Source organism: Actinoallomurus sp. NPDC050550, from assembly GCF_040655075.1.
Taxonomy (GTDB): Bacteria; Actinomycetota; Actinomycetes; order Streptosporangiales; family Streptosporangiaceae; genus Actinoallomurus.
The window spans coordinates 342,172-367,660 of sequence record NZ_JBFAJC010000004.1; the positions used below are offsets into that span (position 1 = coordinate 342,172).

The 25,489-nt window shown below is 69.1% G+C and carries 28 protein-coding genes; 13 read left to right on the plus strand and 15 right to left on the minus strand.

Translation table 11 applies throughout. The features are described 5' to 3' along the window. Together AB0I04_RS07975 and AB0I04_RS07980 are read left to right on the plus strand one after the other, a co-directional pair. A complete protein-coding gene (locus tag AB0I04_RS07975) occupies window positions 1-1,212 on the plus strand; it encodes an MFS transporter (protein ID WP_360880869.1) in 1,212 nt (403 codons plus the stop codon). Window positions 1,213-1,309: 97 nt separating this feature from the next. Further along, complete coding sequence (locus tag AB0I04_RS07980; RefSeq protein ID WP_360880871.1) at window positions 1,310-2,305, plus strand: hypothetical protein; 996 nt, start codon at window positions 1,310-1,312, stop codon at window positions 2,303-2,305. Window positions 2,306-2,312: 7 nt separating this feature from the next. Here AB0I04_RS07980 and rfbC read toward each other — a convergent pair whose 3' ends face one another. After that, window positions 2,313-2,909, minus strand: a complete 597-nt coding sequence (gene rfbC, locus AB0I04_RS07985; protein ID WP_360880873.1) for a dTDP-4-dehydrorhamnose 3,5-epimerase — start codon at window positions 2,907-2,909, stop codon at window positions 2,313-2,315. A gap of 490 nt (window positions 2,910-3,399) precedes the next feature. Here rfbC and AB0I04_RS07990 point away from each other — a divergent pair, with 490 nt between their 5' ends. The 6 genes from AB0I04_RS07990 to AB0I04_RS08015 all read left to right on the plus strand — a co-directional run bounded on the left by AB0I04_RS07990 (window position 3,400) and on the right by AB0I04_RS08015 (window position 8,708). Beyond that, complete coding sequence (locus AB0I04_RS07990) at window positions 3,400-3,939, plus strand: class I SAM-dependent methyltransferase (protein ID WP_360880875.1); 540 nt, start codon at window positions 3,400-3,402, stop codon at window positions 3,937-3,939. Then, a complete protein-coding gene (locus tag AB0I04_RS07995; RefSeq protein ID WP_360880877.1) occupies window positions 3,936-5,090 on the plus strand; it encodes a hypothetical protein in 1,155 nt (384 codons plus the stop codon). Before AB0I04_RS07990 ends, AB0I04_RS07995 begins: the two co-directional genes overlap by 4 nt. Next, window positions 5,048-5,809, plus strand: coding sequence for a WecB/TagA/CpsF family glycosyltransferase (locus AB0I04_RS08000; protein ID WP_360880879.1), 762 nt, complete (start codon window positions 5,048-5,050; stop codon window positions 5,807-5,809). Before AB0I04_RS07995 ends, AB0I04_RS08000 begins: the two co-directional genes overlap by 43 nt. Further along, the gene (locus AB0I04_RS08005; RefSeq protein ID WP_360880881.1) at window positions 5,806-7,062 is read left to right on the plus strand and encodes a nucleotide sugar dehydrogenase; all 1,257 of its coding nucleotides are present in this window, start codon (window positions 5,806-5,808) and stop codon (window positions 7,060-7,062) included. Before AB0I04_RS08000 ends, AB0I04_RS08005 begins: the two co-directional genes overlap by 4 nt. Before the next feature lie 85 nt (window positions 7,063-7,147). After that, on the plus strand, window positions 7,148-7,867 hold the full coding sequence (locus AB0I04_RS08010; protein ID WP_360880883.1) for a hypothetical protein: 720 nt from the start codon (window positions 7,148-7,150) through the stop codon (window positions 7,865-7,867). After that, window positions 7,845-8,708 (plus strand): class I SAM-dependent methyltransferase, encoded by an 864-nt coding sequence (locus tag AB0I04_RS08015; RefSeq protein ID WP_360880885.1) that lies wholly within the window; start codon window positions 7,845-7,847, stop codon window positions 8,706-8,708. The genes AB0I04_RS08010 and AB0I04_RS08015 overlap by 23 nt, the downstream gene beginning before the upstream one ends. Window positions 8,709-8,790: 82 nt before the next feature. On the opposite strand, the gene AB0I04_RS08020 is transcribed toward AB0I04_RS08015, so the two are convergent. The 4 genes from AB0I04_RS08020 to AB0I04_RS08035 all read right to left on the minus strand — a co-directional run bounded on the left by AB0I04_RS08020 (window position 8,791) and on the right by AB0I04_RS08035 (window position 11,344). Next, the gene (locus AB0I04_RS08020) at window positions 8,791-9,405 is read right to left on the minus strand and encodes a hypothetical protein (protein WP_360880887.1); all 615 of its coding nucleotides are present in this window, start codon (window positions 9,403-9,405) and stop codon (window positions 8,791-8,793) included. Then, window positions 9,398-9,604 (minus strand): type II toxin-antitoxin system HicA family toxin, encoded by a 207-nt coding sequence (locus AB0I04_RS08025; RefSeq protein ID WP_360881048.1) that lies wholly within the window; start codon window positions 9,602-9,604, stop codon window positions 9,398-9,400. Before AB0I04_RS08025 ends, AB0I04_RS08020 begins: the two co-directional genes overlap by 8 nt. A 107-nt stretch (window positions 9,605-9,711) precedes the next feature. After that, window positions 9,712-10,716, minus strand: a complete 1,005-nt coding sequence (locus AB0I04_RS08030) for a hypothetical protein (RefSeq protein WP_360880889.1) — start codon at window positions 10,714-10,716, stop codon at window positions 9,712-9,714. A gap of 1 nt (window position 10,717) precedes the next feature. Continuing rightward, complete coding sequence (locus AB0I04_RS08035) at window positions 10,718-11,344, minus strand: hypothetical protein (RefSeq protein WP_360880891.1); 627 nt, start codon at window positions 11,342-11,344, stop codon at window positions 10,718-10,720. Window positions 11,345-11,448: 104 nt separating this feature from the next. On the opposite strand from AB0I04_RS08035, the gene AB0I04_RS08040 reads away from it, so the two are divergent. From AB0I04_RS08040 to AB0I04_RS08050, 3 genes are read left to right on the plus strand one after another with little or no spacing between them, the layout of a single operon-like run. Beyond that, entirely contained in the window at window positions 11,449-12,057 is a 609-nt protein-coding gene (locus AB0I04_RS08040) for a hypothetical protein (protein ID WP_360880893.1), read from the plus strand. Then, window positions 12,054-13,385, plus strand: a complete 1,332-nt coding sequence (locus AB0I04_RS08045) for an O-antigen ligase family protein (protein ID WP_360880895.1) — start codon at window positions 12,054-12,056, stop codon at window positions 13,383-13,385. Before AB0I04_RS08040 ends, AB0I04_RS08045 begins: the two co-directional genes overlap by 4 nt. Then, complete coding sequence (locus tag AB0I04_RS08050) at window positions 13,382-15,070, plus strand: hypothetical protein (protein ID WP_360880897.1); 1,689 nt, start codon at window positions 13,382-13,384, stop codon at window positions 15,068-15,070. Before AB0I04_RS08045 ends, AB0I04_RS08050 begins: the two co-directional genes overlap by 4 nt. A gap of 77 nt (window positions 15,071-15,147) precedes the next feature. On the opposite strand, the gene AB0I04_RS08055 is transcribed toward AB0I04_RS08050, so the two are convergent. The 9 genes from AB0I04_RS08055 to AB0I04_RS08095 all read right to left on the minus strand — a co-directional run bounded on the left by AB0I04_RS08055 (window position 15,148) and on the right by AB0I04_RS08095 (window position 22,163). Beyond that, window positions 15,148-15,831, minus strand: a complete 684-nt coding sequence (locus tag AB0I04_RS08055; protein WP_360880899.1) for a hypothetical protein — start codon at window positions 15,829-15,831, stop codon at window positions 15,148-15,150. 14 nt (window positions 15,832-15,845) lie between these two features. Further along, window positions 15,846-16,442 carry an RNA polymerase sigma factor gene (locus AB0I04_RS08060; protein ID WP_360880901.1) on the minus strand — a complete coding sequence of 199 codons (597 nt, stop codon included), beginning with the start codon at window positions 16,440-16,442 and terminating at the stop codon, window positions 15,846-15,848. 139 nt (window positions 16,443-16,581) lie between these two features. Then, window positions 16,582-17,241, minus strand: a complete 660-nt coding sequence (locus AB0I04_RS08065; RefSeq protein ID WP_360880903.1) for a 3'-5' exonuclease — start codon at window positions 17,239-17,241, stop codon at window positions 16,582-16,584. 34 nt (window positions 17,242-17,275) lie between these two features. Further along, on the minus strand, window positions 17,276-18,526 hold the full coding sequence (locus tag AB0I04_RS08070) for a hypothetical protein (protein ID WP_360880905.1): 1,251 nt from the start codon (window positions 18,524-18,526) through the stop codon (window positions 17,276-17,278). 12 nt (window positions 18,527-18,538) lie between these two features. Further along, window positions 18,539-19,090 carry a nucleoside-diphosphate kinase gene (locus AB0I04_RS08075; RefSeq protein WP_360880907.1) on the minus strand — a complete coding sequence of 184 codons (552 nt, stop codon included), beginning with the start codon at window positions 19,088-19,090 and terminating at the stop codon, window positions 18,539-18,541. Then, entirely contained in the window at window positions 19,087-20,235 is a 1,149-nt protein-coding gene (locus AB0I04_RS08080) for a hypothetical protein (protein ID WP_360880909.1), read from the minus strand. Before AB0I04_RS08080 ends, AB0I04_RS08075 begins: the two co-directional genes overlap by 4 nt. Then, complete coding sequence (locus AB0I04_RS08085) at window positions 20,232-21,257, minus strand: thymidylate synthase (RefSeq protein WP_360880911.1); 1,026 nt, start codon at window positions 21,255-21,257, stop codon at window positions 20,232-20,234. Before AB0I04_RS08085 ends, AB0I04_RS08080 begins: the two co-directional genes overlap by 4 nt. A 5-nt stretch (window positions 21,258-21,262) precedes the next feature. Beyond that, window positions 21,263-21,955, minus strand: a complete 693-nt coding sequence (locus AB0I04_RS08090; RefSeq protein WP_360880913.1) for an ATP-binding protein — start codon at window positions 21,953-21,955, stop codon at window positions 21,263-21,265. 19 nt (window positions 21,956-21,974) lie between these two features. Beyond that, complete coding sequence (locus AB0I04_RS08095; protein ID WP_360880915.1) at window positions 21,975-22,163, minus strand: hypothetical protein; 189 nt, start codon at window positions 22,161-22,163, stop codon at window positions 21,975-21,977. A 266-nt stretch (window positions 22,164-22,429) separates the two neighbouring features. Between AB0I04_RS08095 and AB0I04_RS08100 the strand changes: the two genes are divergently transcribed. Both AB0I04_RS08100 and AB0I04_RS08105 read left to right on the plus strand, forming a co-directional pair. Continuing rightward, a complete protein-coding gene (locus tag AB0I04_RS08100) occupies window positions 22,430-23,911 on the plus strand; it encodes a hypothetical protein (protein WP_360880917.1) in 1,482 nt (493 codons plus the stop codon). After that, window positions 23,908-24,405: a GNAT family N-acetyltransferase gene (locus AB0I04_RS08105; RefSeq protein ID WP_360880919.1), complete on the plus strand. Its 498-nt coding sequence runs from the start codon at window positions 23,908-23,910 to the stop codon at window positions 24,403-24,405. The genes AB0I04_RS08100 and AB0I04_RS08105 overlap by 4 nt, the downstream gene beginning before the upstream one ends. Here AB0I04_RS08105 and AB0I04_RS08110 read toward each other — a convergent pair. After that, window positions 24,389-25,423 (minus strand): NAD-dependent epimerase/dehydratase family protein, encoded by a 1,035-nt coding sequence (locus AB0I04_RS08110; RefSeq protein ID WP_360880921.1) that lies wholly within the window; start codon window positions 25,421-25,423, stop codon window positions 24,389-24,391. The genes AB0I04_RS08105 and AB0I04_RS08110 overlap by 17 nt on opposite strands. Between the last annotated feature and the right edge of the window lie 66 nt (window positions 25,424-25,489).

The following is a 25,489-nucleotide window of genomic DNA, read 5'->3' on the forward strand; positions in this document are numbered from 1 at the left end:
GTGTACGTCTCGGCGGGGCTCGGGAACGCCGCACGCGCGATGCGCGTCTGGCGGCTCGTCGCGCCCAACATCATCGCCCTGGGCGCGGTCAGCCTCGTCACCGACGTCTCGTCAGAGATGATCACCGCGGTCCTGCCGCTCTACCTGGTCCTGTCGCTGGGCCTCACGCCCCTGCAGTTCGGCGTCATCGACGGCATGTACGCCGGGGTGACCGCGCTGATCCGGCTCGCCGGAGGACGGCTCGCGGACCGGTCACAGCGCCACCGGCTCGTGGCGGGTCTTGGCTACGCCCTGTCGGCGGTGTGCAAGCTGGGCCTGCTCGTCGCGGGGAGTTCTCCCGTCGCCCTGGGAGCGGTGCTGGCCGCCGATCGCACCGGCAAGGGACTGCGCACGGCACCGCGGGACGCCCTCATCGCGGCGAGCAGCGCGCCTCGCGACCTCGGGCTGTCGTTCGGGGTACACCGGACGATGGACACGGCCGGCGCGCTCGCCGGGCCGCTGGCCGCCTTCGCCGTGCTGTGGGCGGCTCCGGGCGCCTACGACGCGGTCTTCGTCGTCAGCTGCTGCGTCGCGGTGTTCGGGGTGGTCCTGCTGGTGGCGTTCGTACGGGATCCGCCGATCCGTGCCCTGCCCCGCGCCGCGATGTCGCTCAGGCCGCTGGGGCGGCCGGGGTTCGCCCTGATGTGCCTGGCGGCCGCGCTGCTCGGCGCCTGCACCATCAGCGACTCGTTCGTCTACCTGCTGTTGCAGCGGCGGCTGGGCATCGCGGCCGGGTACTTCCCGTTGCTGCCCCTGGGAACGGCGGCGTCCTTCCTGGCCCTGGCGGTCCCGTTCGGCCGCCTGGCCGACCGCGCCGGGCGCCGGGCGGTCTTGCTCGGCGGGCACCTGCTGCTGCTCGGCGCGTACCTGCTGCTGCGCGGGCCGCTGACCGGATCGCTGCTGCTCGCCGGCGTGCTCACGCTGCACGGCGCCTTCTACGCGGCCACCGACGGCGTGCTGATGGCGGCGGCCGGGCCGCTGCTGCCCGGCCCGGTGCGGGCCAGTGGCATGGCCGTTCTGCAGACGGCGCAGGCGCTCGCCCGGCTGCTGTCCTCGGTTCTCATCGGCGCCGCGTGGACGGCGTGGGGCAGGCCGGCGGCGGTGACGGCCGCGACCGCCGGCCTGGGCGTGGCGATCGTGGCGGCGTGGCCGCTACTCCGGGCGGTCCGATGAGCGAGCCGGAAGGGCGCGACGTGGCCTGGACTGAGGACCGGAGTGACGAGGGAAGGCAGCGTCTGAAGGCGCCCTGGAGGCTGAGCGGGGGGCACCGATGAGCGCGGAAGGCGGTGCCGTCGGCGGGCGCCGGGCGTGGCTGGTCCTCGCCGCCGCGGCGTTGCTCGCGCTGGCCGCGACCGCGTACGTGCTGCGGGCCGCCGGCCGGGGCGGTGCGGCGACGGCCCGGCCGGCGGCGATCCGGCTCGATGAGCGTGGCCGGCTGCTGTTCCGCAACGCGGGCTCGAACGGCGTGCTGGCGTCGGTGCCCCTCGCCCATCCGGGCGGGTCTCGCGTCCTCAGCGGGCTGAACTGCGTGCGGGTCTACGCCTCGGCCGGCACCGGCGTGTGCCTCACGGTGCGGCGCGCCGCCGTTCCCAAGATCTACGCGGTGATCCTGGACCGCGGGCTGCACGAGGTTCGCCGCGTCCAGTTGCCCGGAGCGCCGAGCCGGGCGCGCGTGTCACCGAGCGGGCGCATGGTGTCCTGGACGGTCTTCGTCAGCGGCGACTCCTACACCAGCCCCGATCTGTCGACGCGGACCGGGATCCTCGACACGCGCACCGGGCGGGTGGTCGAGAGCCTCGAGGACTTCACCCTGCTCAAGGACGGGAAGCCCTACCGATCGCCCGACGTGAACTACTGGGGGGTGACGTTCGCCGCCGCCGACGACCACTTCTACGCGACCGTGCGGACGAAGGGCCGGACCTACCTGGTCGAGGGCGACGTCGCCGCCCGGACGATGCGCACGCTGCGCGAGAACGTCGAATGCCCGTCGCTGTCCCCGGACGGGACCCGTCTGGTCTTCAAGAAGGCGACCGGCGATCCGTCGCGGCCCTGGCGGCTGCACGTCCTCGAACTGCGGACGATGGGGGAGACCGCCCTGGCCGAGACGCGGAGCGTGGACGACCAGGCGGTCTGGCTGGACGATCACACGGTGCTTTACGGACGGCTGGACGGCGGGACGACGAACGTCTGGTCGGTGCCGGCGGACGGCACGGGCGCCCCTCGCCTGCTGCTTCGGAACGCCTTCTCGCCGGCCGTGGTGGGCTAGGCCGTGCTCACAGGGAGCGGAGTTTGTCCTGGTAGGCCAGGCAGTCGGCGTAGGACGGGAGAAGGCCGGCCCGTTCGGCCTCGGCCAGGGACGGGGCGGCGGCGTCCTTCGGGGACAGCACCGGCTCGATGCCGCGCGGCCACTCGATGCCGAGGGCGGGGTCGAGCGGGTGCACCCCGTGCTCGCGGTCCGGGGCGTACGGCTCCGACGCGAGGTAGACGACGACCGCCTCATCGCTGAGCGCGAGGAAGCCGTGCCCGAGTCCTTCGGCGATGTAGACGGCGCGCCGTGTCCGGTCGTCGAGCCGGTTCATGGCCGAGCGGCCGAAAGTTGGAGAGCCGGTCCGGATGTCGACGACCACATCGAGAACCGAGCCCCGCAGGCAGGTGATGTACTTCGCCTGCCCCGGCGGCACGTCGGCGAAGTGAACGCCCCGGAGCGAGCCGCGCCGCGACATCGAGCAGTTGGCCTGTCGCATCGTCAGCCGATGTCCCACGGCGGCGGAGAACTCGGCGTCCTGGAACCATTCGAGAAATGATCCGCGTTCGTCGCCATGGATCTGTGGAGTGAAGAGCCATGCGCCGGCGATGCCGATCGGATCCACCCTGGTTCCCCGTTTCGCAACTTGTACCGAGGTTTCCGGAATTCGACATTGGCTTATCGGCAACGTGCTGTCAATGGATCCATCAGTGAATTCCAAACCGAGTCGAGTTCTGGTGAGTCGTAGATGTGCGGCTGCCCTCACCGAGGGTGAATGACTGTCTCGACATCGACCCGGGTTACCTGGCAGGCTGGCCGACCTTGGCCACTATTTCATGCGTTTGTCGTATATCGCCGTACATGTGGTGAAGGGGAAGATGAGCGCGTTCATTTGTCCACCGCTCCGCTGGACCGGGCCATGCCTTTGGCATGCCTTTCGGCTGCCATAAATATATTGAAGGCATGCCCGAATCCCCGGTGCGGGACCGGGGGTTCGCGTGGGTCGCCTGCACGAGTTTCGGACCAGTTTTGTGGACGCCCCGAATTCCCTCGGGGCGCGCTATCGGGCCCGCCGATGGGCCTGGCTGAAGGCCACGTTTCCGCTGATCGGCCAGATGTCCGTCATCGATCTCGGCGGCACGGCCGACGCGTGGCTACGGGCGCCGGTGCGCCCGGCGCACGTTCACATCGTCAACCTCGAATCGCCCCCCGCGGTCCTGCCCGAATGGATGGAGACCGATCTCGCCGACGCCTGTGAACTGCCGGACACGATTCTCAAGGGATCGTACGACCTGGTCATCTCCAATTCCGTCCTCGAGCACGTCGGAGGACACGAGCGGCGGCAGCGGTTCGCGGACGCCGTACACCATCTCGCCGACCAGCACTGGATCCAGACGCCGTACCGGTACTTCCCGGTGGAGCCACACTGGCTGTTCCCCGGGTTTCAGTTCCTGCCGGCCGCGGCCCGGGCGGTGGTCGCACGGCACTGGCCACTGGTGCACACCCCACCCGCGGACCGCGCGACGGCGCTGCGTACCGCGCTCGGCGTGGAACTCGTGAGCCGTACCGAGCTGGCGTTCTACTTCCCGGACTCGCGGATCCGGGCCGAGCGCATGGCCGGGCTGGTCAAGTCGCTGATCGCGGTGAAGGCGTGAAAGGGCCGTCGGAGGGGTCACGGCTCGACCTCATCACCCGGTGTGACGCGGAGGCGGCCGCCCTCGTGCGCCGGTTGCTCGACCTGGCCGTGCCGGGCCTGCGCGCGTCCCACGCCGACGGCGAGTTCGTCTTCACCCGCAGAGGCGAGGACGCGCGGCCCGTCGGGCGGAGCCTCCGCTACGCGGCGATCGCCGCGCTCGGCATACGCGCCCTCCCCCTCGACGAGCAGCGCGTCATCCTGCACGGGGCCACGGTGAACGACCTCATCGACGGCCTCATGCGCCGGCTCAGCCGGCTGACGGGCCTGGGCGACGTGGCACTCGTCTGCTGGGCGGCCGCCGAGGCAGGGCACGCCGACCTGCCCTACGCCCTCGACCATCTGACGCGGCTCGACGCCACCGGCGCTCCCGTGCTGACCGTCGACGCGGCCTGGGTCGTCTCCGCCCTCGTCGCCGCCGGGGTGACGGACGGGCATCTCGAACGCGCCCGCGAGCGCCTGCTCGCCGGCCGCGACGTCCTGTATCCGCACGCGCTGGACGGGCCGGGGCTGGTCCCGTGGTATCGCGCGCATGTCGGGTCCTTCGCCGACCAGGTGTACCCCATCCAGGCTCTCGCGCGGCTCGGCGACCCGGAGGCGCTGAAGGCCGCGGAGGAGGCGGCGGGGATGATCTGCGCCGCGCAGGGAGACGGCGGCCAGTGGTGGTGGCACTACGACGCGCGGACCGGCGCGGTCGTCGAGGGCTACCCGGTCTACAGCGTTCACCAGCATGCGATGGGACCGATGGCGCTCCTCGACCTCGCCGACGCGGGCGGGACCGCGCATGGTGACGCGATCCGCAAGGGCCTGCTCTGGATGGTCCGCCGGCCCGAGACCGGCGAACCACTGGTGATCGACGAGCTGTCGCTGACCTGGCGCAAGGTCGCCCGAGGCGATCCGCGAAAGATGGTCCGCGGTGTCCGGGCACTGTCGGCACGGCTCCGCCCCGGCACGCGGCTGCCGCTCCTCGACCGCATTTTCCGCCCGGTCGTGATCGACCGGGAGTGCCGCCCGTATGAGTTCGGGTGGCTTCTCTACGCGTGGCTCACGGCACACAACCTGGAGGGGCGATGGAACGGGGAACTCAGCAACGGGAGCGGCGCCGAGTCCTAGAACTCTGGCTGGACGCCGTGACCGTCGACCAGGCCGTGGCCCGGTGCGTCACGGCCGTCGAACGCCGGGAACGGATCACGGTGGGCTGCGTCAACGCCGCGAAGCTCGTGCGGATGCGGCGCGACCGCCGGCTGCACGCGGCGGTGAGCGGTTGCGACCTCGTGCTGGCCGATGGGCAGTCGGTCGTCTGGGCGAGCCGGCTCCTCGGGCAGCCGCTGCCCGAGCGGGTGGCCGGCATCGACCTTCTCCTCGGGCTGCTCTCCGAGGCCGCGCGCCGGGGGCAGCGGGTCTACTTCCTCGGGGCGCGTGACGCGGTCTTAATGCGGATGCTCGACGAGGTCGGCAAGCGGTACCCGGGACTGCAGGTGGCCGGTGCCCGCAGCGGATACTTCTCGGCCGATGAGGCGCCCGCGGTCGCCGACGCCGTCCGCGACGCCCGCGCCGATCTGCTCTTCCTCGGGATGTCCTCGCCGAAGAAGGAACTGTTCGAGAAGGAGTGGGGACCGCGCACCGGAGCGTTCGTCATCCACGGCGTCGGCGGGTCCTTCGACGTCCTCGCGGGCGAGGTCCGCCGCGCCCCCGTCTGGTGGCGTCGGCACGGCCTGGAATGGCTCTACCGGGCCATCCAGGAGCCGATGCGGCTCGGCCCGCGATACCTCACGACCAATGTCCAATTCCTGGCCCTCCTGGCCCGCGAACTGCTCCGGGGCACGTCATGAAGGTCGTCGTCGTCGGGCTCGGGTACGTCGGACTTCCGCTCGCCGTCCGCTCGGCACAGGCCGGCCACCAGGTAGTCGGGTACGACGTGGACGGGGACCGGGTGAAGGCGCTGTCCGCGGGCGAGTCCTACATCGAGGACGTCGGGCCCGAGGATCTGCGGGCGGTGCTCGACGCCGGTACGTTCCACCCGTCCGCCGAGGCGCGGGCGTGCGGTGGCTTCGACGTCGCGCTCATCGCCGTGCCGACGCCGCTGCGCGAGGGGCTGCCCGACCTCAGCTACACCGAGGGCGCGGCCCGTACGCTCGCCCGGTACCTGCGCCCGGGTGCCACCGTCGTCGTGGAGTCGACGACCTATCCGGGCACCACCGAGGAGCTCGTGGCGCCGCTCCTGGAGGACGGATCCGGCCTCATCGCGGGCACCGACTTCCACCTCGGCTACAGCCCGGAGCGCATCGATCCCGGCAACGCGACCTGGACCCTCGTCACCACACCGAAGATCGTCTCGGGTATCGACGAGGCATCGCGGGAGGCCGTGCGGGGTTTCTACGACACGATCGTGGAGACGACGGTGCCGGTGCGGTCGCCGCGTACGGCCGAGCTGGCCAAGCTGCTGGAGAACACCTTCCGGCACGTCAACATCGCGCTCGTCAACGAGATCGCGATGTTCGCCCACGGGCTCGGCGTCGACGTGTGGGAGGCGATCGACGCCGCCTCGACCAAGCCGTTCGGATTCATGCCGTTCACCCCCGGACCCGGGGTGGGCGGGCACTGCCTGCCGATCGACCCGTCGTACCTCTCGTGGCGGGTGGAACGGGCCCTCGGCCAGAACTTCCGGTTCGTGGAACTGGCCAACGACATCAACGGCCACATGCCCGACTACGTGGTCCAAAGGATCAGCACGGCGCTCAACGCCCGCCGCAAGCCCATCAACGGATCCAGTGTCCTGCTGCTCGGGCTCGCCTACAAGAAGAACACCGGAGACGCACGTGAGTCACCCGCCGTACGCGCCGCCCAGCTGCTCACCGCCATGGGCGCGTGCGTGAGCGGGGCCGACCCGCACGTCGTCGAGGCCACCCCCGTGGACGGCATCGTCCGCCGGGTCGAGGTCACCCCGGACGAGCTCGCGGCCGCGGACATCGTCGTGCTGGTCACGGACCACGACGCGTTCGACGTCGACGAGATCGCCCAGCACGCCTCTCTCGTCCTCGACTGCCGGCGTCGCCTGGCCGGCTCCCAGGTGGAGCGGCTGTGACCGGACAACGGCTACGGCCGACGTCCCTTTCACGGCGGACCGTGCCATGGCAAGGTGATGGGGAGCCCGCGACCGTAGGAGACCGATGAGGGTTTTACTTCGTGCCGTCCGTGCCCGGTGGCGGCTCGCGTCGGTCCTGCTCGCGCTCACGGTCGCCGGCCTGGGAGCGGGCGTGGTGATCCTCCCGTGGACCTACGAGGGCGACGCCAACATGGTCTTCCTCTCCTCGCGGATCGTCGCCAAGCAGGCCGGCGGCAATCCGTACCTCGTCTTCGCCTCCTCGCTGACGGTGTCCGCCGAGGTCGTCGGACGCCGGTTGATGGACGATCAGACGGTGCAGTCCCTGCGTAAACAGGGATACACCGCCCACTACACGGTCGGCGTCGCCCCCGACTCGGCGGGACCGGTGCTGTCGATCACGGTGACCGGCTCCGATCCCCGCACCACCGGCACGACGCTCAAGGCGCTCATCGCCGCGGTGAACTCCCAGCTCGAGACGCTGCAGAGCGGGCTGAAACCCGACGCGCGCATCACCGCCGACGTCGTCAACTCGACCGACCGGCCGCTCCGTGTCCGAAAGCCGAAGATCCAGCTGCTCGGCGAGCTCCTCGCCGCCGCGCTCGGGGCGTCTGCCGGCCTGCTGCTGCTCGTCCAGGCGCTGTCGGATCGCCGCCGCGCCACCGGCCCGAAGGCCGCGCCGCCACGGCCTCCGGACGTACCGGCCGGGGAGATCGACTACGACGCCATGTGGCTGGAGAGCCGGCCGGGGGACCCTCGCCACCATGGAGCGGACGACCATGCGTAACCCGATGTTGCGGCGCGCGGGCCGCACGGCGCGGGCACTGTCCGCCGCCCTGACCCGCCCGCCCTGGATTCCGCCCGGGCATTTCTACTCCCCGCTGACGGCCTCGTCCGACGTGCGAAGGGCCCTCGAGTGGCGGGCGTCGCCCGCAGTGCCCGGCGTCGACCTGAGAACGAAAGACCAGCTCACCCTCGCGGAGGCCCTCGGCCCGATGATGGCTGAGCCCTTCGAGGGGCCGCGCTACGCGCCGGACAACCCGATGTACGGCGCCGCCGACGGGGCGGTCTACCGGGCGATGCTCCGTCACCTACGGCCCGAACGCGTGATGGAGATCGGCTCCGGGCACAGCACGGCCCTCGCCCTCGACACCGCGGACGCCCACCTGCCCGGCCTGGAGGTGAGCTGCGTCGAGCCGTACCCGGACCGGCTCCTGTCGGTGCTGCGCGAAGGCGACCCGGTGACGCTCCTGACCCGGCCGGTCCAGGACGTCCCCCTCACCGCGTACGACGCGCTCGGGGCGGGTGACGTGCTCTTCATCGACTCCACGCACGTCGCCAAGGCCGGATCCGACGTGGTCTGGCTGTACCTCCAGGTGCTGCCGCGGCTGGCGGCGGGCGTCGTGGTGCACATCCACGACGTGTTCTGGCCGTTCGAATACCCCGAGGCGTGGCTGCGCGAAGGTCGCGACTGGACCGAGAACTACCTGCTGCACGCTTTCCTCGTCGGCAACGCCGACTGGGAGATGCTGCTGTTCTCCTCCTGGCTCTGGAAGGAACACCCGGACCGCGTCCCGCCCGCCCTGGCCCACGAGGAACCCGGCTCCATCTGGCTCCGCCGCGTCTAGGCCAAGATAACGACGCGGACGCATTGTCAGCCGAGCAGCACGTGTCGCCGAATACGCGCCAGGGCCAATTATCGGGCTGCCCCTACGCGGGGACGCGAATGGTGGGGTGTTGCGACGGCGCAGGCCCGACGATCGCCGTCTTACGGATCACGTCCGCGACCGTCATGTCCGGCTCAGCCAGGATCAGCTCCCCTTCTTCCGCGTAGCCTTCGCCCCTGGCGAAAGCCACAGCGAACAGGAGCGCATCGCTGACTGAAGCGGCGACCATGAACGCGTCGCTGCTACGCGGATCCAACTGGTCACCCAGCCAGCCAAGAGTGTCGGTCGCAACCGCGCACACGTACACGACCTCGCCGACCTTGTTGGTCGGAGCCGAAACGAGATTCTGTGCCTGCCCCGGCACCCCGAGGGCAGCCCCGATGCGCTCGTAAACGATCTGCCTGTCCGCGATGTGCTCGTCATAGGCCATGCGGGTGACGAGTTCGCCGCCCGCAAGGTCGTAGCGGCGTTCGTGGTGCTCGACGATCCGGAACGGACCTGGCCTGTCGAAGTGGAACGCAAGGACGTCCTGGATCCCCTGGCGGACGGCCTCCAGGCTTGGCTCGCCGTACACGAGGCCCGGTGCCTGAGGAGACGTGACGTAGAAGCCTCCACCCGTCTCATCGGGGCGGACGAACAGGTGGACGATTTCAGTCATCTCCCCGCACCACCTTCAATGCCTCGTCGGTGTCCAGTCCCACTTGCTTCACCAGTATGTCTCGCACGACGCCGGGGGCAAGACTTGCTCCCTCGTGGAACGCGAACGTCAGCGGTGGTCGGCCTTCCGCGATGAGTCGGCAGTGCGACCCCCTCCGCCTGGCCTCTTCATACCCAAGGCTACGCAGGATGCGCAGCATCTGGCGCCTGTCGAGGGATGGGAAGGGGTTCGACACGCCTTCTTTTGTACCGAGGATCTCTTGGCCAGGAGAGCCGTTTGGGTAGTTGATCAGTCACGTATCGCAATCTATGGGGCGGAGACCGGTTCGCCGGTGTCCTCCCAGGTGTTGTTCTTCCACTGGTTGCCGGGGCCGGAGCCGTCCCAGGTGGTGCCCCATCCGTACGCCCCGCCCTTACGGAAGTAGCGGCGGCTGAAGACGTTGTCGATGAACCGGATGTCGTGCGGCCGGCCGTACTTGCCGGCTCCGCCGTACACCGTGTAGCCGCCGCCGGCGAGCAGGTTGCCCTGGACGAGGACGTCGTGGTTGAGGCCGAAGTCCTGGTAGAGCGCCACGGCGGCGGTCTGGCTGCCGGGATTCAGGATGGCGTTGTGCCGGACGACGAAGGTCATGCCCGGACGCGGTCCGCTGCCGGAGGCCACGAGGGTCACGTGCGCGCCGGGGAAGTCCTTCGGGTCGTGGAAGTAGGAGTCCTCGATGAGCCCCTGGCTGGTCTGGACGGCCGACATCATGGCGTGGACGTTCACCCTCCGGACCGTGAGGTCGCCCGCGAAGTTGAGCACGCCGAACTCCAGCGGGCGGCCGCCGCCACCGGAGATCTCGGTGTCCTCGACGGTCAGCCCGCCGCTTCCGGCCTCCATGCGCTGCAGGATCGCCCAGTCGCCCGCGCCGATGACCCGGCAGTTGCGGATGGTGACGTTCCTGGCCAGGACCACGATGTCGCCGTGGACCTCCAGCCCGTCGAGCACGGCGCCGTCCGTCGTCACCTTGATGGTCCCGGTCCGTACCTGGAGCCGGGTGCCTGGCCGCGGTCCGGTGGTGGCGGCGTCGGGCCAGCGCGACGGGGCGGGCGACGGAGGCCCCGACCTGAGCTGGAGCGAGGGCATCTGAGAGGGCGGTCGTGTCGTTCCGCTGCCCACCGCGGAGGCTCCAGGCCTTGCCGCGGTGGCTCCCGGTCGCGCTCCACGGGAGGACGACGAGCCCCGTGCCGCCCAGCCGACGAGCACCGCCGACACGGACGCGGCGACCGCCGCGAGGACGATCGCCGTCGTTAAGCGCGTGCGGCCGGTCATATCACTCCTGGGAGTGGAGGAGACGGCGGAGCCGGAGCCGCGGATGCCGCTCGGCCATGAGGGCTGCGACCAGCATGGCCAGGAGACCGGCGGCCCCGATCGCGGCGAGCGCGCGGGTCCGGCGGCTGAGGAGCGGGATCGGCCGGTCGGAGCTCGCCACCACCTGGGTCGTCATGAGTGCGTCCGGACGGGCCCCGGCCGCCAGCTGCCGATCGCGGACGTCGGCGCGGAGGACGCCGATGAGGACGGCGAGTGTGCGAGACGCCTGGGCGGGGTCGCGAGAGTTGACGATCAGCGTCACGTACGGCTGGTCGTGGACCGGCTGCTCGTCGTTCCCCCGGTTGGCGAGCACGACGTCGTAGGCGGCGGTGCCGCCTTGGCGGCGTACCCGCGCCGCGCCGTCCTGCGAGTCGAGCGACAGCGCGGTCACCGCGCCCTCGACCACGAGGCTGATGTTGAAGTTCTCGAAGCCGGTCGAGCCCGGCATCAGGAAATTGACCACCGCGCGGGTCTCATATGCGGGCCGCTCGATCACGATCTGCAACGCCGCGCCGGCGGTGACCAATATCGCCAGCAGGACCACCACCGGGTGCCGCCAGAGCAGGTGGGCGAAATCTTGTATGGTCATCGGCTCCTGCCATCTTCTCATACGAATACGTCGGCGGCCCGATAGCGCGAAAGTCCGGCTAAATCTATTGTGGATGGGTCCATGCGGGTGGGGGAACGGGGCTGATGGATCTACTCGGAACTCTTCGTGCTCTGACGCGATGGTGGTGGCTGACGCTCCTTCTCCTGCTCCTGTCGTTCGGCGGGGTCGCGTTCTTCTACACGGTGTTGCCGTGGAGCTATCAGGGCACCGCGAGCGTGCTGTTTTTGTCCTCTCCTATTCAGACAAAAGAGGCTGGCGGTAATCCCTATCAACAGTTCGCCGATTCGCTGCACGTTTCCGCGGAGGCGGTCGGCCGAGCGGTGATGGACGTCCGTACGGTCGAGAGCCTGCGCAGCCACGGCTTCACCAGCGCGTACACGCTGAGCCCGGCGCCGCTGTACGCGGAGCCGGCGCTGGACGTCGACGTCGTCGGCGTGAACCCCCGCAACATCCAGTCGACGCTCGACGCGCTGCTCGCGGAGATCCCCCGGCGCCTCGCGACGATGCAGACGGGGATGTCCGAGCGCGCCAAGGTGCGCACCCGGGTCATCGCGGTGAGCCAGGAGCCCCGCCGCGTACCGAAGGAGAAGGTGCGGCTGCTCGTCATGGTCGTCGCCGTGGAGCTCCTGGCCTGCGTCGCGCTTCCCGTCGTGGTGGACACCGTGACCGATCGACGGCGGACCGCGCGGTGACGGTGGTCCATCGGCCGCTGGCGCGCACGGCGCCGGTCACGATCCTCACCGCGTACGTGCTCATCCTGCTGCTCATTCCGTCGCAGTACGCCATCAGCTCGCTCGGCGCCGCGGGCACGCCCGCGGGCGTCCTCGCCGTGCTGTACTTCCTCTGGTACTGCTTCGCCTGGCTGAGCCCGCGGTCGGTTGTCGCCCGCGAGCGGCAGCCGCTGCGCCTCGCGATCGCCGCCTTCCTCATCGCCGTGCTGTTCAGCTACGTCATGGCGATGACCAGGCCGCTGCAGGTGCTGGAGCTCAACGGCGCCGACCGCGGTCTCATCATCGCCGCCGGCTGGGCCGGCATCGCCCTGCTGACGGCGGACTGCGTCGAGCATGTGGGCAACCTCGAGGTGCTGCACCGCCGCATGTCCACGATCGGCGGGCTGCTGGGCGTCGTCGGGATCACGCAGTTCTTCACCGGCCTCGACCTGGCCCGCTATATCCATATTCCGGGTCTGGTCCAGCAGGTGCACATCTTCTCCTCCGTGCCGCGCGACGAGTTCAACCGCCCCGCCGGAACGGCCATCCATCCGATCGAGTTCGGTGTGGTGCTGGGGCTGCTCCTGCCGCTGGCCATCCACGGCGCGCGGTACGCGCCGGAGGGGCGCCGGGGGATCCGGTGGACGCAGGTCATCGTCATCGCCGCGGCGATGATGATGACGGTCTCGCGGTCGGCCGTGCTGGGCGCGTTCATCGCGCTGGTGGTGATCCTGCCCACGTGGGACGCCGGATCCCGGCGCCGCGCGTACGCGGTGATCGTGTGCTTCGGCGCGACGCTGTACGTCCTCACGCCCGGCCTGCTCGGCACGATGAAGTCGCTGATCACCCACATCGGTAACGACAGCAGCACGAACTACCGGACGCACGACTACGACGCGGCCGCGCACTACTTCGCGCGCAGCCCGTGGTTCGGGCGCGGATTCGGGACGTTCCTGCCGCAGTTCTACCGGATCTTCGACAACCAGTACCTCGTCACGCTCGTGGAGATGGGGGCGACCGGCGTACTCGCCCTCCTCGGTCTCTTCGGCACGGCCTGGTGGCTGGCGCGGCGGGCCCGTGCGATGAGCGACGATCCGCGGGTCCGGCATCTGGCCCAGTGCCTGGCCGCGTGCGTCGCCGTCGCGGCCTTCAGTTTCGGAGTGTTCGACGCCGCGTCGTTCCCGATGACCTGCGGCCTGACCTTTCTCATCCTGGGCTGCTGCGGTGCCCTGTGGCGGTTGCTGCGGCAGCGCGCCGCCGCGGAGCCGTCCGCCGCCACGCGGTCCGAACTCACCCGGAGCACCCAATGATGATCACATGCGGCGAGTTCCTCGTGGTGTCCGGCCGGACGGCGGAGGCCCCTTTCGGACCGGAGTCGGCGAGGCTGTCCTTCCCCGGTGGCGTCGTCTGGGCCACGGGCGAGCCGCGCCCCGGCGAGGGCATCGCGCTGTCCCTGGGGCCGCGGGACCACGCGAAGGGGTCGCTGACGTCGAGCGATCTCGCCGGCCGGCTGAGGTCCGGGGACGGCCTCGGCGACATCGCGGCGCCATACGCGGCCGTGCTCGTCGACGGGGACACCGTCACGGCCGCAACCGACCACCTCGGACTTCGCCACATCTATGGGGTGCGGGGGGAGGGCTGGGCGGCGATCTCCACCTCGGCACGGCTGCTCGCCCGGATCGCCGGGGCTCCGCTCGGCCTCCGGGCACTGGGGGCGTACCGGCTCATCGGCCACCATCTGGGCGTCGCGACGCCGTACGAGGGGGTCACCAAGCTGCCGGCCGCCCATCGCTGGCGGCTCACCGGCGGGCGGCTGCACGAGGAGCCCTATCCGGTGCCCGTCTTCGAACCGGCGGCCGATCCGGTCCGGAACACGGCGCGCGTCCTCCGCGACGACGTGGAACGCGGCCTGGACGAGCATCCCGACGCCGTGCTGCAGCTCTCCGGCGGCCTGGACTCGCGCGTGCTGCTCGCCGCCGTCCCGCCGGACCGCCGGCGCGGGCTGCGGGCGCTGACCCTCTCTTCGGCCGAGAGCCGGGACCACACGGTCGCCACCCGCCTGGCGGAGGCGTACGGCCTGCGGCGCGACGTCATCGACCTCGGCGGCCTGGCCGCACTCGACCCCGCGGAGGCGTACGACCTCGTGCACCGGGCGGCGCTGCGCAGCGACGGGCTCGGCAGCCCCATCGCGTTCGCCGTACTCGACTGGGCGGAGGCACAGGCCCCGGGCGAGCCGCGGATCAACGGTTTCGGCGGGGAGACGGCCCGCGCCTTCTACTACCCGGCGCAGCGGCAGCACCATCGGCCCACCCCGGCGCTGGTCGACCGGCTGGCAAGGTGGCGCGTCTTCACCCTGGAACCGGCCGACCCGGCGATGTTCGACCCCGAGTACGCGGCCGAGACCGAAGCGGCCACACTGGCCACCCTCCGGGACGTGTTCGCGGCCTACGACACCGACTGGCTGACGGCGACCGACGAGTTCTACGTGCGGGAACGCGCCCATCGATGGGTCGGCGCGACGCTCACGGGAGCGTGCCTGCGCTACGTGACGCTCAGCCCGCTGCTGCACCCCGAATTCCTGGCCGCCGCCCGGTCGCTGGCGCCGGAGGACAAGCGCGGGTCGCGGTTCAACGCGCGCGTGCTGATGGAGCTCGACCCCGAACTCGCGAGGATCCCTCTCGACACGGGGATCCGGCCGGACACCCTGCCATCACGCGGCCCGCTGCGCTCGTCGTACGACTTCGCGCGCCGGGCGAGCCGCAAGGTCGGGCAGCGCGTCCGCAACAGCGGCAACCCCGGTGTCGGCGTGCCGACCGTCACCGAGCTGCTCGTCCGCCACTGGAGGGCCAACCCGGACCTGCTGGCGCCGGTCGCCGCCACCGGCTTCATCCGCGAGCAGTGGCTGGGGGAGATGCTGACCGGCGCCCGCCGCCCCGGCGAGGCCACCGCCGCGTTCCTCGCCATCCTTGAAATCGCGGCCCGCCCCTGGGGATGAGCGGGCCGACTCGTGGGGGGCGTCAGTTCCTCGGGTAGTCCTCGGTACGCAACCGACCGGGCCGTGGAGGGGGCCGGTCAAGATCGGCCATGTTCGGCTGTGCTGCCGGGCAGAGTGTCGAGAGGGACCGGCTTGCATGGCTTGACGGGGCCGCGGGCGAGGTAGGTGCTCATGGTGACTACGTATCCGGCGCGCCGGCTTAGCGCGGCGTGGTCGTATGTCATGATCCACACCAGAGTCTGTCCGGGTTTGATGCGGTCGGGGTGGATGTAGAAGATTCGGTCACCCGCCTTGGTGGGCCTGGGGTGGGCGACGTGGGCCTGGTCGTCCTCGATCACCGCGGGTTGGTTTGCGGTGACGTCGATCGTGGCGCGTCCGGCGGCGCACAGCCAGCCGCTGGGAAGGTAGTCGACGGCTGCGTGGACGCCCAGCGCGTTGAGTCTGCGCTGGAGTCCGGCCGAATCGGTAAACTCGTGGAGGGTGACCCTGATCGTGCCGTTCGGCAGGCGTTCGGCCGCGTAGGCCCGGCTGGTGTCTTGGCCGCCGAGCACGGCGGGGGCGACCGCGGCTGCCGCGGCGGCGCCGACGACGGCCGTGGCGATCAGTGCGTACCTCCATCTGCGCGACGGCATGGGGCGGCGGGGCCTGCGCGCGGTCAGATGGGCCTGGTCGGTCAGGCGGGCGCGGGCCTGCGCGATGGCGTCCGGCGTGGGGCCGGGCTGCGCGTCGCGGTGGTCTCGCAGCATCTTCATCTCGTTCATCGTTGGTTGTCTCCTTAACCGAGGGGGTTGTCGCCGATGGTCTGGCGCAGGTGCCGCCGCGCCCGGTTGAGCCGCGAACCGACGGTTCCGACACGGATGCCCAGGGCGAGCGCGACCTCGTCGTAGCTCAACTCGCCGTAGGCCACCAGCAGCAGGACGTCACGGTCGCCTGCCGACAGTCCTGCCAGCCCTGCGGCGAGGCGCGGTTGCATCCGTTGGGCGCTGACCTGCATGGCGATCCGGTCAGCGTGCCCGCCGGAGTCGGTCTCCACGGGGGCACGTTCCAGCAACCGGTAGGCGCGTGCCTCGGCGCGGCGGTGCCGACGCAGCAGGTTGGTGGCGATGCCGTACAGCCATGCGCGTGCTTGCGGCCGCGCGGCGTCGTAGCGGTGCCGCTGCGCGAAAGCGGCCAGGAACGTCTCGGCGGCCACGTCGTCGGCCGGGCCGTCCCCCAGCCGGGAGGCGATGTAGCGGCGGATCTCCACGAAGTACCGGTCGAAGATCATCGAGAAGCGTTCCGGGTCATCGCGGGACTGCGCGATCACAGCGGAGTCGCTCGGTTCCGAGAGCCCCTCCACGCGCATTCTGGGGGGTGGGAGGGTAGCGGTCATACGGCCGGATCCTTCCGTGTCGTGACACCAGCACCCGTTATTGCCCGCCCACCCACATCGCCTTCACACCGATCAGCGGGACTGCACGGTTAGCTGGACAGACCCTGACAGCTTCCTTAACGACAGGCCGAGTACCAGGTCATAGGTCCAAGAGAGGGAGTTGCTCGGGCTCGCTCCTGTCGATGCGAGTTCGAGGAAGCTCAGCGAAGCGTTGAAGTTCGCGCAAAGTAAGCGTGTCACCACCGCGCAGATCGTCGATCAGCGCGGTGATCAGCAGGGCTACCCCGATGGTGTCCCAGATGGCGCGGTGAGGCCGGCTGTTGGGAGCCAGCCTGGTTACTTGGTCGGTCAGCTCGTAGTGGTCGAGGAGTGCTGTGAGGCTGTTGCGCTTGTCTCCGGGCCTGGCACGTCGGGCGAGGCGGAGAGTGTCGATCAGGCTGGCCGGCTGGATGTCCGGACAGCGGCGGTGCAGGAGCCGCCAGTCGACTCCGATGTTGTGGCCGACGATGATGCGTGTGTCGAGCCTGGCGGCAAGCTCGGGTTCGACTTCGGCCAAGGTCGGCGCTTCGGCGAGTGCCTTGTCGGCCAGACCCGGCGATATCCACGGGCGGCGGGGAACCGGCCGACCCGGATTGATGAGCGTGGTGTAGGCGTCGTCGAGAGACGGGCGACCGCCGGCGATCGGAACGACGGCGATTTCGAGGATCGCTTCGTCGCCGCGGTCTTGGGCGCCGGTGCCTTCCAGATCGAGCGCGACAAGGGGCGCGTCTTTCCAGGTGGTGCCTGAGCCGTCCGCCATGAGGGTCGCCCGCCTCTCAGAGGTTGATGGGTTGTTAGTCGTCATCAAACCGTGCGGCGGTGGTGAACTGCTGCCGCAACTCGGCAAGACGGTTTTGTTCAGCCTGGCCGGGTTGGTGGCCGGTGAGGGAACGGCCGTGGGCGTGCAGGAAGTGCGGCTGGTCGAGTTCCCAGATCTGGAAGCGCATGGTGTGCTGGATGGCGTAGCGGCGTTGTTCGCCGAGGCCGTGGGTCCAGACGTGACCGTCGTCGATCAGGTAGTCGCTGGTGTAGCCGAGGTCGTTCATGACGGCGGCGAACTCGGCGTCGGTGGGTGTGTTGTGGTGGGCTGCGCAAAGGTCGCGCTGGGCGGCGGGACAGATGTCGCAGAGTTCGCGTACTCCCCAGTGGCCGTTGTAGTCCGGGAGGTTGTGGGCGGCTGAGACGCCGCAGGAGGTCTTGCGGAACAGCGGCGTAGCGATGCCCGATTCGCGCCAGGCCGCGATGACGCGGGCGTCCAGGTCGGCGGGCAGGACCTTGCGGCGGTGGAAGTCTTCGTCGGTGTAGGGCAGCTCGACGCCTTGTGCGCGCAGGTAGGTGGCGTTTTCGGGCTTGTGGTAGTAGCCGGTGAAAACGATCGCGTCCGCGCGGCCGCCAACCGAGAGGACGTGCTGCATCGTCTCGGGTTGGTCGTTCCAGCCAGCCACGATGGGCCGCCAGTAGAGCACGACCTTGGTGCGGTGTTTCTTCTGGCAGGCCAGGGTGAGGGAGGAGACGGTGATGTTGGACTTGGCGATCGGTTCGATCCGGGCGTCCTTCAAGCCGGAGTAGGTGAACAGCAGGGTCACGCGGAGATGGCGGAGGTCTTCGAGCGCGGTCATGTCCTCGGCGGTGACCTTGAACCGGGTGATAACCAACACGAGGTTGTCCAGACCGCGATCATCCAGCGCTCGCAGGACCTGGAACAAGTGGGGTTTGACGCCGGGCAGGAACGGGTCTGTGGCCTTGTTGAAGAGTTGGATCGGCGTGGTCGAGGGCCGGAACGCCTCATGACCGATCAGCATCTCGATCGCGTCGTCGGTGGAGCACAGCAGGTGGGGGGTCTTGTGCTCGAAGTCGCCCCAGAAGTGGCGGACGCAGTAGCCGCAGTCGAGCGGGCAGCCGATGATGTGGTTCAAGGACAGGCCGGATTTGCGGTAGGTGACGATCTGGGCCATGTAGGGGTCCAGGGCCCGCTGCTGTTCGAGCGGCATGAGCCGCAACGTGGCGGGGCCGGTCTTGATCGGGCCGGGCGAGGTGTGGTTCACGGATGCCTCCGGTCAGTCGTTCGAGTGGGCGAGCGTGAGCAGGTCGGCGCGGTCGGCACCGAACCAGATGAGGAAGTCCCGGTACGCGGCGTCAGGGTCGTCTGAGGTGTGGACGAGGTTGTCGATCAGTCGTCCCTCCGCCTTGCCGGTGGCGAGGGTGTCGATGCCGAAGCGACCGCGGATGGTGTCGGGTCCGGCTGCCGCGGGGTCGGTGGGGCCGATAAGTGCCCGTAGGCGGGCGGGAGCGTCCGGTCCGTGGCCGAGGGCGACGACGGCGGGCCGGCCGACGTGCATGCGGTCCAGTTCGGCGGCGATGTCGACGCCGATCTCCTCGCTGCGGGGGAACAGGTCGGCGTAGTGGGCGTAGATCTGCTGCCGGGTCACGTTCACCTGGGTGACGGCGCTGACCTTTACGACCTTCGCGATCCAGTCCAGAACCTGGTCGGTGAGGCCGCAGGAGATGCAGTCGGGCTTGAGGTAGATCACCGACCAGCGGCTCCAGTCCACCAGGAACAGGCCGGCCCGGCCGGCGGTGTCACCGCTTGCGGTGTCGTTGCCGGTCATGGTTTGGCCTTGGCCGTGGCGGTGAGGGTGTGCAGCACCTGTAGCAGGCGGGGGGTCCAGGTGGACAAGCGGAACGGGGCGAGGCGGGTCAGGCAGTCGCCGATCACGGCGGCGTGTTCAGCGGTGCCGGCGATGCGCTGCGCCCATTCGATCCGTTCGATCACCTCGCGTCCGTCTGCGGCGAGCAGGATCTCGGGGGTGAACGCGGCGGCTTGGGCGAGCGTGGTGGGGGCGATCGGCAGGCACCCGGCCAACGGCGCCTCAAACCGGCGTTGGCTGACCGCTCCCACCGAGGAGTACCGTCGCGGGTTCAGCAAGACCGTGCAGAGGGCACCGAGGTAGATGTCTTGGACCTCGGGGAACGGGCATCTGCCGGTGAAGTTCACCGCAGGCCAGCGGCTGGTGCGTGGCCACTTCCCGGCGACCCGGTGACGGAAGCGGGTGGCGGCGGGAACGAAGAACTCTTCGAAGTCGTGGTCTCGGTCGTACTGGTTGCCGACATAGGCCAAGGGCAACGGCCGGTGGCGTGCGGCCAGCTTCTGCGGGTCGGCCTCGTCCAGCAGGTGGTCAGGGACCGGTGCCAGCAGGCTCACTGTCCCGGGGGTGGGCAGTAGGGCCGGGTCGCCCACGATCACGTGGGGCAGTTCCCGCAGCGCGTCATCTGCAGGTAGTTGCCGGTCGGTGTCCCAGATGAGGGTGGCCGTTCCGGCGGCGGTGTAGTGGCCGATGAGGTCGTTCTGGCGGTGTAGGTCGCAGGTGTGACCGGTGCTTCCGCAGGCGGTGGTGTTACGGTCGGGCATCGGCCAACGCCATTCGGCCAGCAGTATGTCCAGGGCAGGGAAGCCGCTCTCCCACTGGTAGGGCAGATCTTGCCCGGCCTCGGCGGCATCCCGGTTGGCCTGCAGCAGGATCACCTGATGCCCTGCGGCGGTGAGCGCGTCCACGATCGGCCGCCGCCAGAACCGGCCACCATCGGGGGTGTCGGTCACGCCGTGCCCTAAGAACCCCCAGAAGCTGAACCCGATCCGCAACCGGCCCTGGCCGGTAGGGGGACCGTCGTGCGCGGCCTGGGCTGCGGTCAGTTCGTCCTGGCCGGTGACGTACTCGACCTGGTGCTGGTCGTCGGGCTGGATTCGGGGAGTCATCGCTCGCCTCCTGCGGGTATGGGGAAGCCTTCTGGGATCCGCTCGGGCCAGCGGTGGGCGACCAACCATCGGTAGCCGGGGTCGAGCGCTTGAAGCGTTGAGGGCCAGATCGGCTGGCCTGGGTGGTGGACGATCTGCCGGTGGGTTTCAAAAAGCAGCACGACCTGCTGCCAGAAGGGGTCCAGGCCCAGCCAGCCCTGATCACCGGGGTCGAGTTGTTCCTCGTCACGGCGCAGCGCCTCCTCAAAGCGCGCCACGATCTTCAGGTCAGTCCACCGGGTCGGGGGCATCGCCTTCGCCGGGAACCACGCCTGCGTGCCGTGGGTGGTCGCGACGATGGCGGCAACTCGTTCGGCGTCGACGTCGTTGATGTGCATGGAGCCGACGTGGTGGCTGTAGGACCCGACCTGGGCGCCGAGCTGGTGGGCGGTGAACTCTTGGATGAGGGTGAAGGCGAACACGTCGGAGACGAGCCCGATGACCGCGTCGTTGCCGCGCATGTAGGTGACCGCATGCAGGTGGCCGTTGCGGAGCAGAAACTGCAGCGCGAGCGTGCAGGACACGTCCGGGTTGGCGGCATCGATCAGCTCTTCGGGCTCGAAGAACGACACGACGGCTCGTTTGGAGGCCGGGTCCTCGGCGAGCAGGTTCAGCACCCGCTCCCACTGCGACCGGCCCGTGTGTGTAGGCCTGAGCAGTTTCGGTCCGTAGGCGGAACCGGTCAGCGTTTCCCCGTCAGCGGAGAATCTGGCCAGCCGGGGCGCGTAGTAGGAGATCATCTCCAGATCGTCGCGGCCCGATAGATACCAAAGCGCTTCGGCGAAGCAGAACACGATGTTGGTGCGGCGTGCCGGGACGTAGATGATCCGCTCCCGCGGGTCGGTCAAGGTGAAACTGACGTTGAGGCATTCGCGGGCGGCGTTGCCACGGGGCGCGTTGCGGTACTCATGCTGTTCGCTGACGTGCCGCAGCACCGCGAGGTAGGCGTCGTGGAATGTGGTGAAGGCCGGGATCTGAAGCATCTGCATCACCTCATAGGCGAAGGCGAATGTGGAGCGATCGGCCAGGGGCCGGGATGCGTCCGGTGGTGCCGGTCATGGACATCAGGGGCTGGCGGCCGGGGGACGTTGCGGGTGGGCGAAGGCCGTGGCCCTGGGGTCGACCCCGAGCGCGGCGGGACATGCTGGATTCCGGTCGACGCGATGTGACCGGCCAGCTCGGCCGGAATGTCGATCTCTGCCCACACGACCTTGCCACCGGCCGCCGCGTCGGAGTGGTAGTAGTCCCATGCCTTGGCCAAGGCGGTGACCAGAACCAGCCCCCGCCCACTCTCGTCGAGGTCCCCGGCGCCTGTGGGGACGGGCGGGTAGGGGCTGGCGTCCCAGACCTCCACGAATAGGCTGCGGCGGATCAGTCGTAGCCGCAGCGTGATGGTGGGTGGGTTCAGCGCCTGTGACCCGGCGGTGGGCATCTGGGGGCGGCCGGTGGCTTTCAGACTGTTGGTGACGAGTTCGCTGGTGATCAGCTCGGTCGTGCCGGGCAGGTCATAACCAGTCGGCTCGTCTAGCCGCCAGCAGTGCAACTGCTCGCGTACGAACGAGCGTGCGGCACCGACGGCGGTGGGCCGCGCTGCGAGCTGCAGGTCTCGGGAGACGCGTTCGGGTCGGGGACGAAATGGTGAGTGCATGGTGGTGGGCACTTCGGTCGGGAGCGCGGACATGGCTGCTCCTAAAGGTCGGTCAGGCCGGGGTCACAGATCGGCATGTTGACGTCGGAATGGTGGAAGGCTTCCCCGGCGGGAGGCTTCCGATCATCACCACCCGGATTTCGTACGGGTGAGCGGCGTGCACCTCGGCGTTCGCCGCCAGCTCGGCGACGACGGTGACAGCGTCGTCGACAGGGCCGCCGACGAAGTCGCCGTCGGTCAAGAGCTGTTCGATCAACCAGCGGGCATGCCTGGCTGCCGTCCCGGCGGGGAGAGGCCATGTCTGAACATGCGAGCGGGGTACTACGGGGCTCGTCACGTCCGAGCGGCCCAGAAGGATCCGTTCGTCCTTCACGAGGCCGGGAGCCGTGCTCTGTGACACCTCTCGCCTCCGATCGCCGTGGTTGAGCTGGGCCTCAATTCGAGCAATCGGAGCATGGTCAATTCAGCTCTTCGTGGGGTGAAGGAAATGAGGCTCTGGTCTGCGCCGTGAAGGTCGTGAAGGTCGCGGTGAGCTGTGTACACGGCGCGAGGTCGACGCTATGTTTCGTCCAAAACGGCATTGTGGAGGAGAGCATGGCCGATGAGCTCAGAACGCTCTGTGATGCGCTGGCCCGCGCGGGACTGAGCGGCGCGGCCTTCGCCCGAGAGATCAACCTCCGCCTCACGGCACGAGGACTCACGGACCGCGTGATCCACTCGACGACGCCGTACCACTGGATTCGAAGCGGCTTCATGCCGTACGAACCGGTTCCATATATCGCTGCTGCCGTTTTGTCAGAATATCTCGGAATGACGGTTTCGGTGTCGGAGCTATGGCCGCAGCACCCGCGTAGCTCGATCACCACGCTTACGGCTGTTGTCGGCCTTGACGGATTGGCCACGCTCGATGACATGCTCCGAGCGCTCGGCGAACTGGTCGCGCTGGGCTCAGGAGGCGAGGATCCGGTCGGCCAGTCCGGTGGCTTCGACTTGGTGGCCGCGGTCCATGATGATCGTCGAGTCCCCGAGCCCTGGGCCCGGAGATCGCAGCATGAGAAGGTCCTGCCGTCCCAAGTGGATCTCATCGCAGCACACGTCGCCGCACTACGCAGGCAAGACGACCGCCATGGCGGCGGGGTACTCAGTCTCCGCTACATCACGAGCGAGCTGCGCAGCATCCTCGACCTGGTCCAGTACGCGGACTACGAGCGTGCCGTCGGCCGTCGGCTGATGGAGATCGTCTCCGACCTCGCCCAGCTCGTCGGCTGGGTACAGTTCGACGCCGGCCGCTACGGCGCGGCCGAGCGTTATCTGCTGCTCAGCGAGCGTGTTGCGCGGGCGGTGGATGATCTCGGACGGGCCGCCAACGCGATCGGCATGCTCTCCTACGTCTCTGCCTTCGCCGGCCACGGCGAGCGGGCGATCCAGGTCGCCCGCGCTGCCGAGCGGGTGTGCCCGGACAATCCAGTCTTACGGGCACGCACCGTGGGGCGGATCGCCACCGCCGCTGCTGCGGCCGGAGACCTCGTCACCTTCCGAGCCTCGACGGAGAACGCCCAACAACTCCTCTCCGACCACAGCGGCGACGGAGTACCGAGCTTTCTCTACTACCTGGAACCGGATCAGCTCGTCGCAGAGCAGGGGCAAGGCCTGGTCGCCCTGGCAAAGCTTGCGACGGGGTACCAGGAGAGACTCCTCGACGAGGCCACGCGCTTGCTCGCACCTATCTCCGCCGTAGGTGCCCGAGCGGAGTATCCGCGTTCCGCACTCCTGCACGGCTGCTTCCTGACCGAAGCCCATCTGCTTCGAGGAGAGACTGAGGCCGCCGTCGAGTCCATGCGGGCAGCGATCGATCGGCTGTCGGAAGTTCAGTCCATCAGAGGCAGAAGCTATTTGCGTAGACTGCGGTTCGCGTTCACCGCGCGGAAGCGAGTCAAGGTGGTCGCCGCTTTTCTACCGGAGTTCGATGAGGTCCTCACTCGCACATGAACCGCACTGAATCACCCGACCCCGATGTTTCGTCGCTCGAAATCGCCGTACGCCCCTACGACCATCCGGACGCACAGCGCCTCGTCTGGGCGCTCTTCTATGACCAGGTCGAGCGGTACGGCTATGCGGACCCTGCCGAGGCCGATCCGGCGAAGTACACCCCTCCGCAAGGACTCTTCGTCGTCGGCTACCTGACAGGCAGAGCCGCTACCGCCGGCGGTTACCGGATGTATGACTCGGAGACTCGTACGGTAGAGATCAAGAAGATGTACACGTTGCCGGAATTCCGTGGTCGAGGTCTCGGCCGCCTGGTGCTCACAGAACTGGAGCGCCGGGCAGTTGCGTCGGGAGCCCGGCGATCGATTCTGGAGACCGGGATTCGCAACATCGGGGCTCTTGCTCTCTACGCGACGATGGGCTATCTTCCGACGTCGCGCTACATGGAAAACCGAGACCCTGCCATCAACCGGGCATTCATCAAGGAACTCGCCTGAGCGACCATTCGGCGAGCAATCGCGCTTCCCGCTCAGGGGCCATACCGTGCTCGGTGAACCGTTCGTGAGCGACCGGCCTGCCCCCGTCCCTCAACCACGCCCAGGTATCAGCAACCGTCGCCGCCAATGGTCGGCTCGTCAGCCCGGCGTTCATTGCCTTGCCGACATCCATGCCCCACGGCGCGGCTGCGTTGCGCCAGAGGGGTAGCTCTGTCCACTGCACGACGCCCTTCTCGGTGAGCCAGTCCTCGTCCACCCAAACGATTTCGGCAAGACGCTCGCCAACACCGGCAACCGCATCGACGCAGGCGTTAAGCATGTCTCCATAGGAATCCCGCCCTACCGGGCTGGCGACGTTGAATATCCCGCGCGCGTCACCCTCGACCTGGTCGAGGGTGACGCGGCAGAGGTCTCGGACGTCGATGGGCTGAATTGCCCGGTCCGGTCCAGGGGCCAGCACCTGACCGCCACGCCGCATACGGTTCAGCCACCAAGGGAGCCTGCCGACGTACTCGTGCGGCCCGAGCACGACATGCGGCCTGACGATCAACAACCGCTCATCGCCGAACGCCTCTCGGGCGGCGATCTCACATCCGACCTTCAACGGCCCGTACGCGTCCGGATCCCACGCTCGGGTTCCGGGATCATGATTCGGCTCGCCGCGCCACAGCGGTGAGCCTTCGTCGACAGGCTGATGCGGCCAATCTCGGTAGACCGAGATCGTCGAAATGAACGCGTACCGCGCGGTGACCTTCCGCAGCGTCAATGCCGTGTTCCGGACGACCGCGGGAATCGACCCTGCGACGTCGACGACAGCGTCCCAAGGACCCGCCATCGCCAACCGCCCAACGTCCGCCGACCGTTCCCTGCCGCCTCGTATCAGTTGGACGCCATCCGGCACTACCCCAGACCGTCCACGATTGAAGACGGTGACGTCCCAGCCACGCCGCAATGCGTCACGGGCCATCGTGCGCCCAACGAACCAAGAGCCTCCGAGCACGAGCAGCCGCATCGTCATCACCTCATAGATCCTTAAGCAGTCTGCCGTCGACAGCGGAGGCGGGGAACCGCCCGTCCTCCTCCG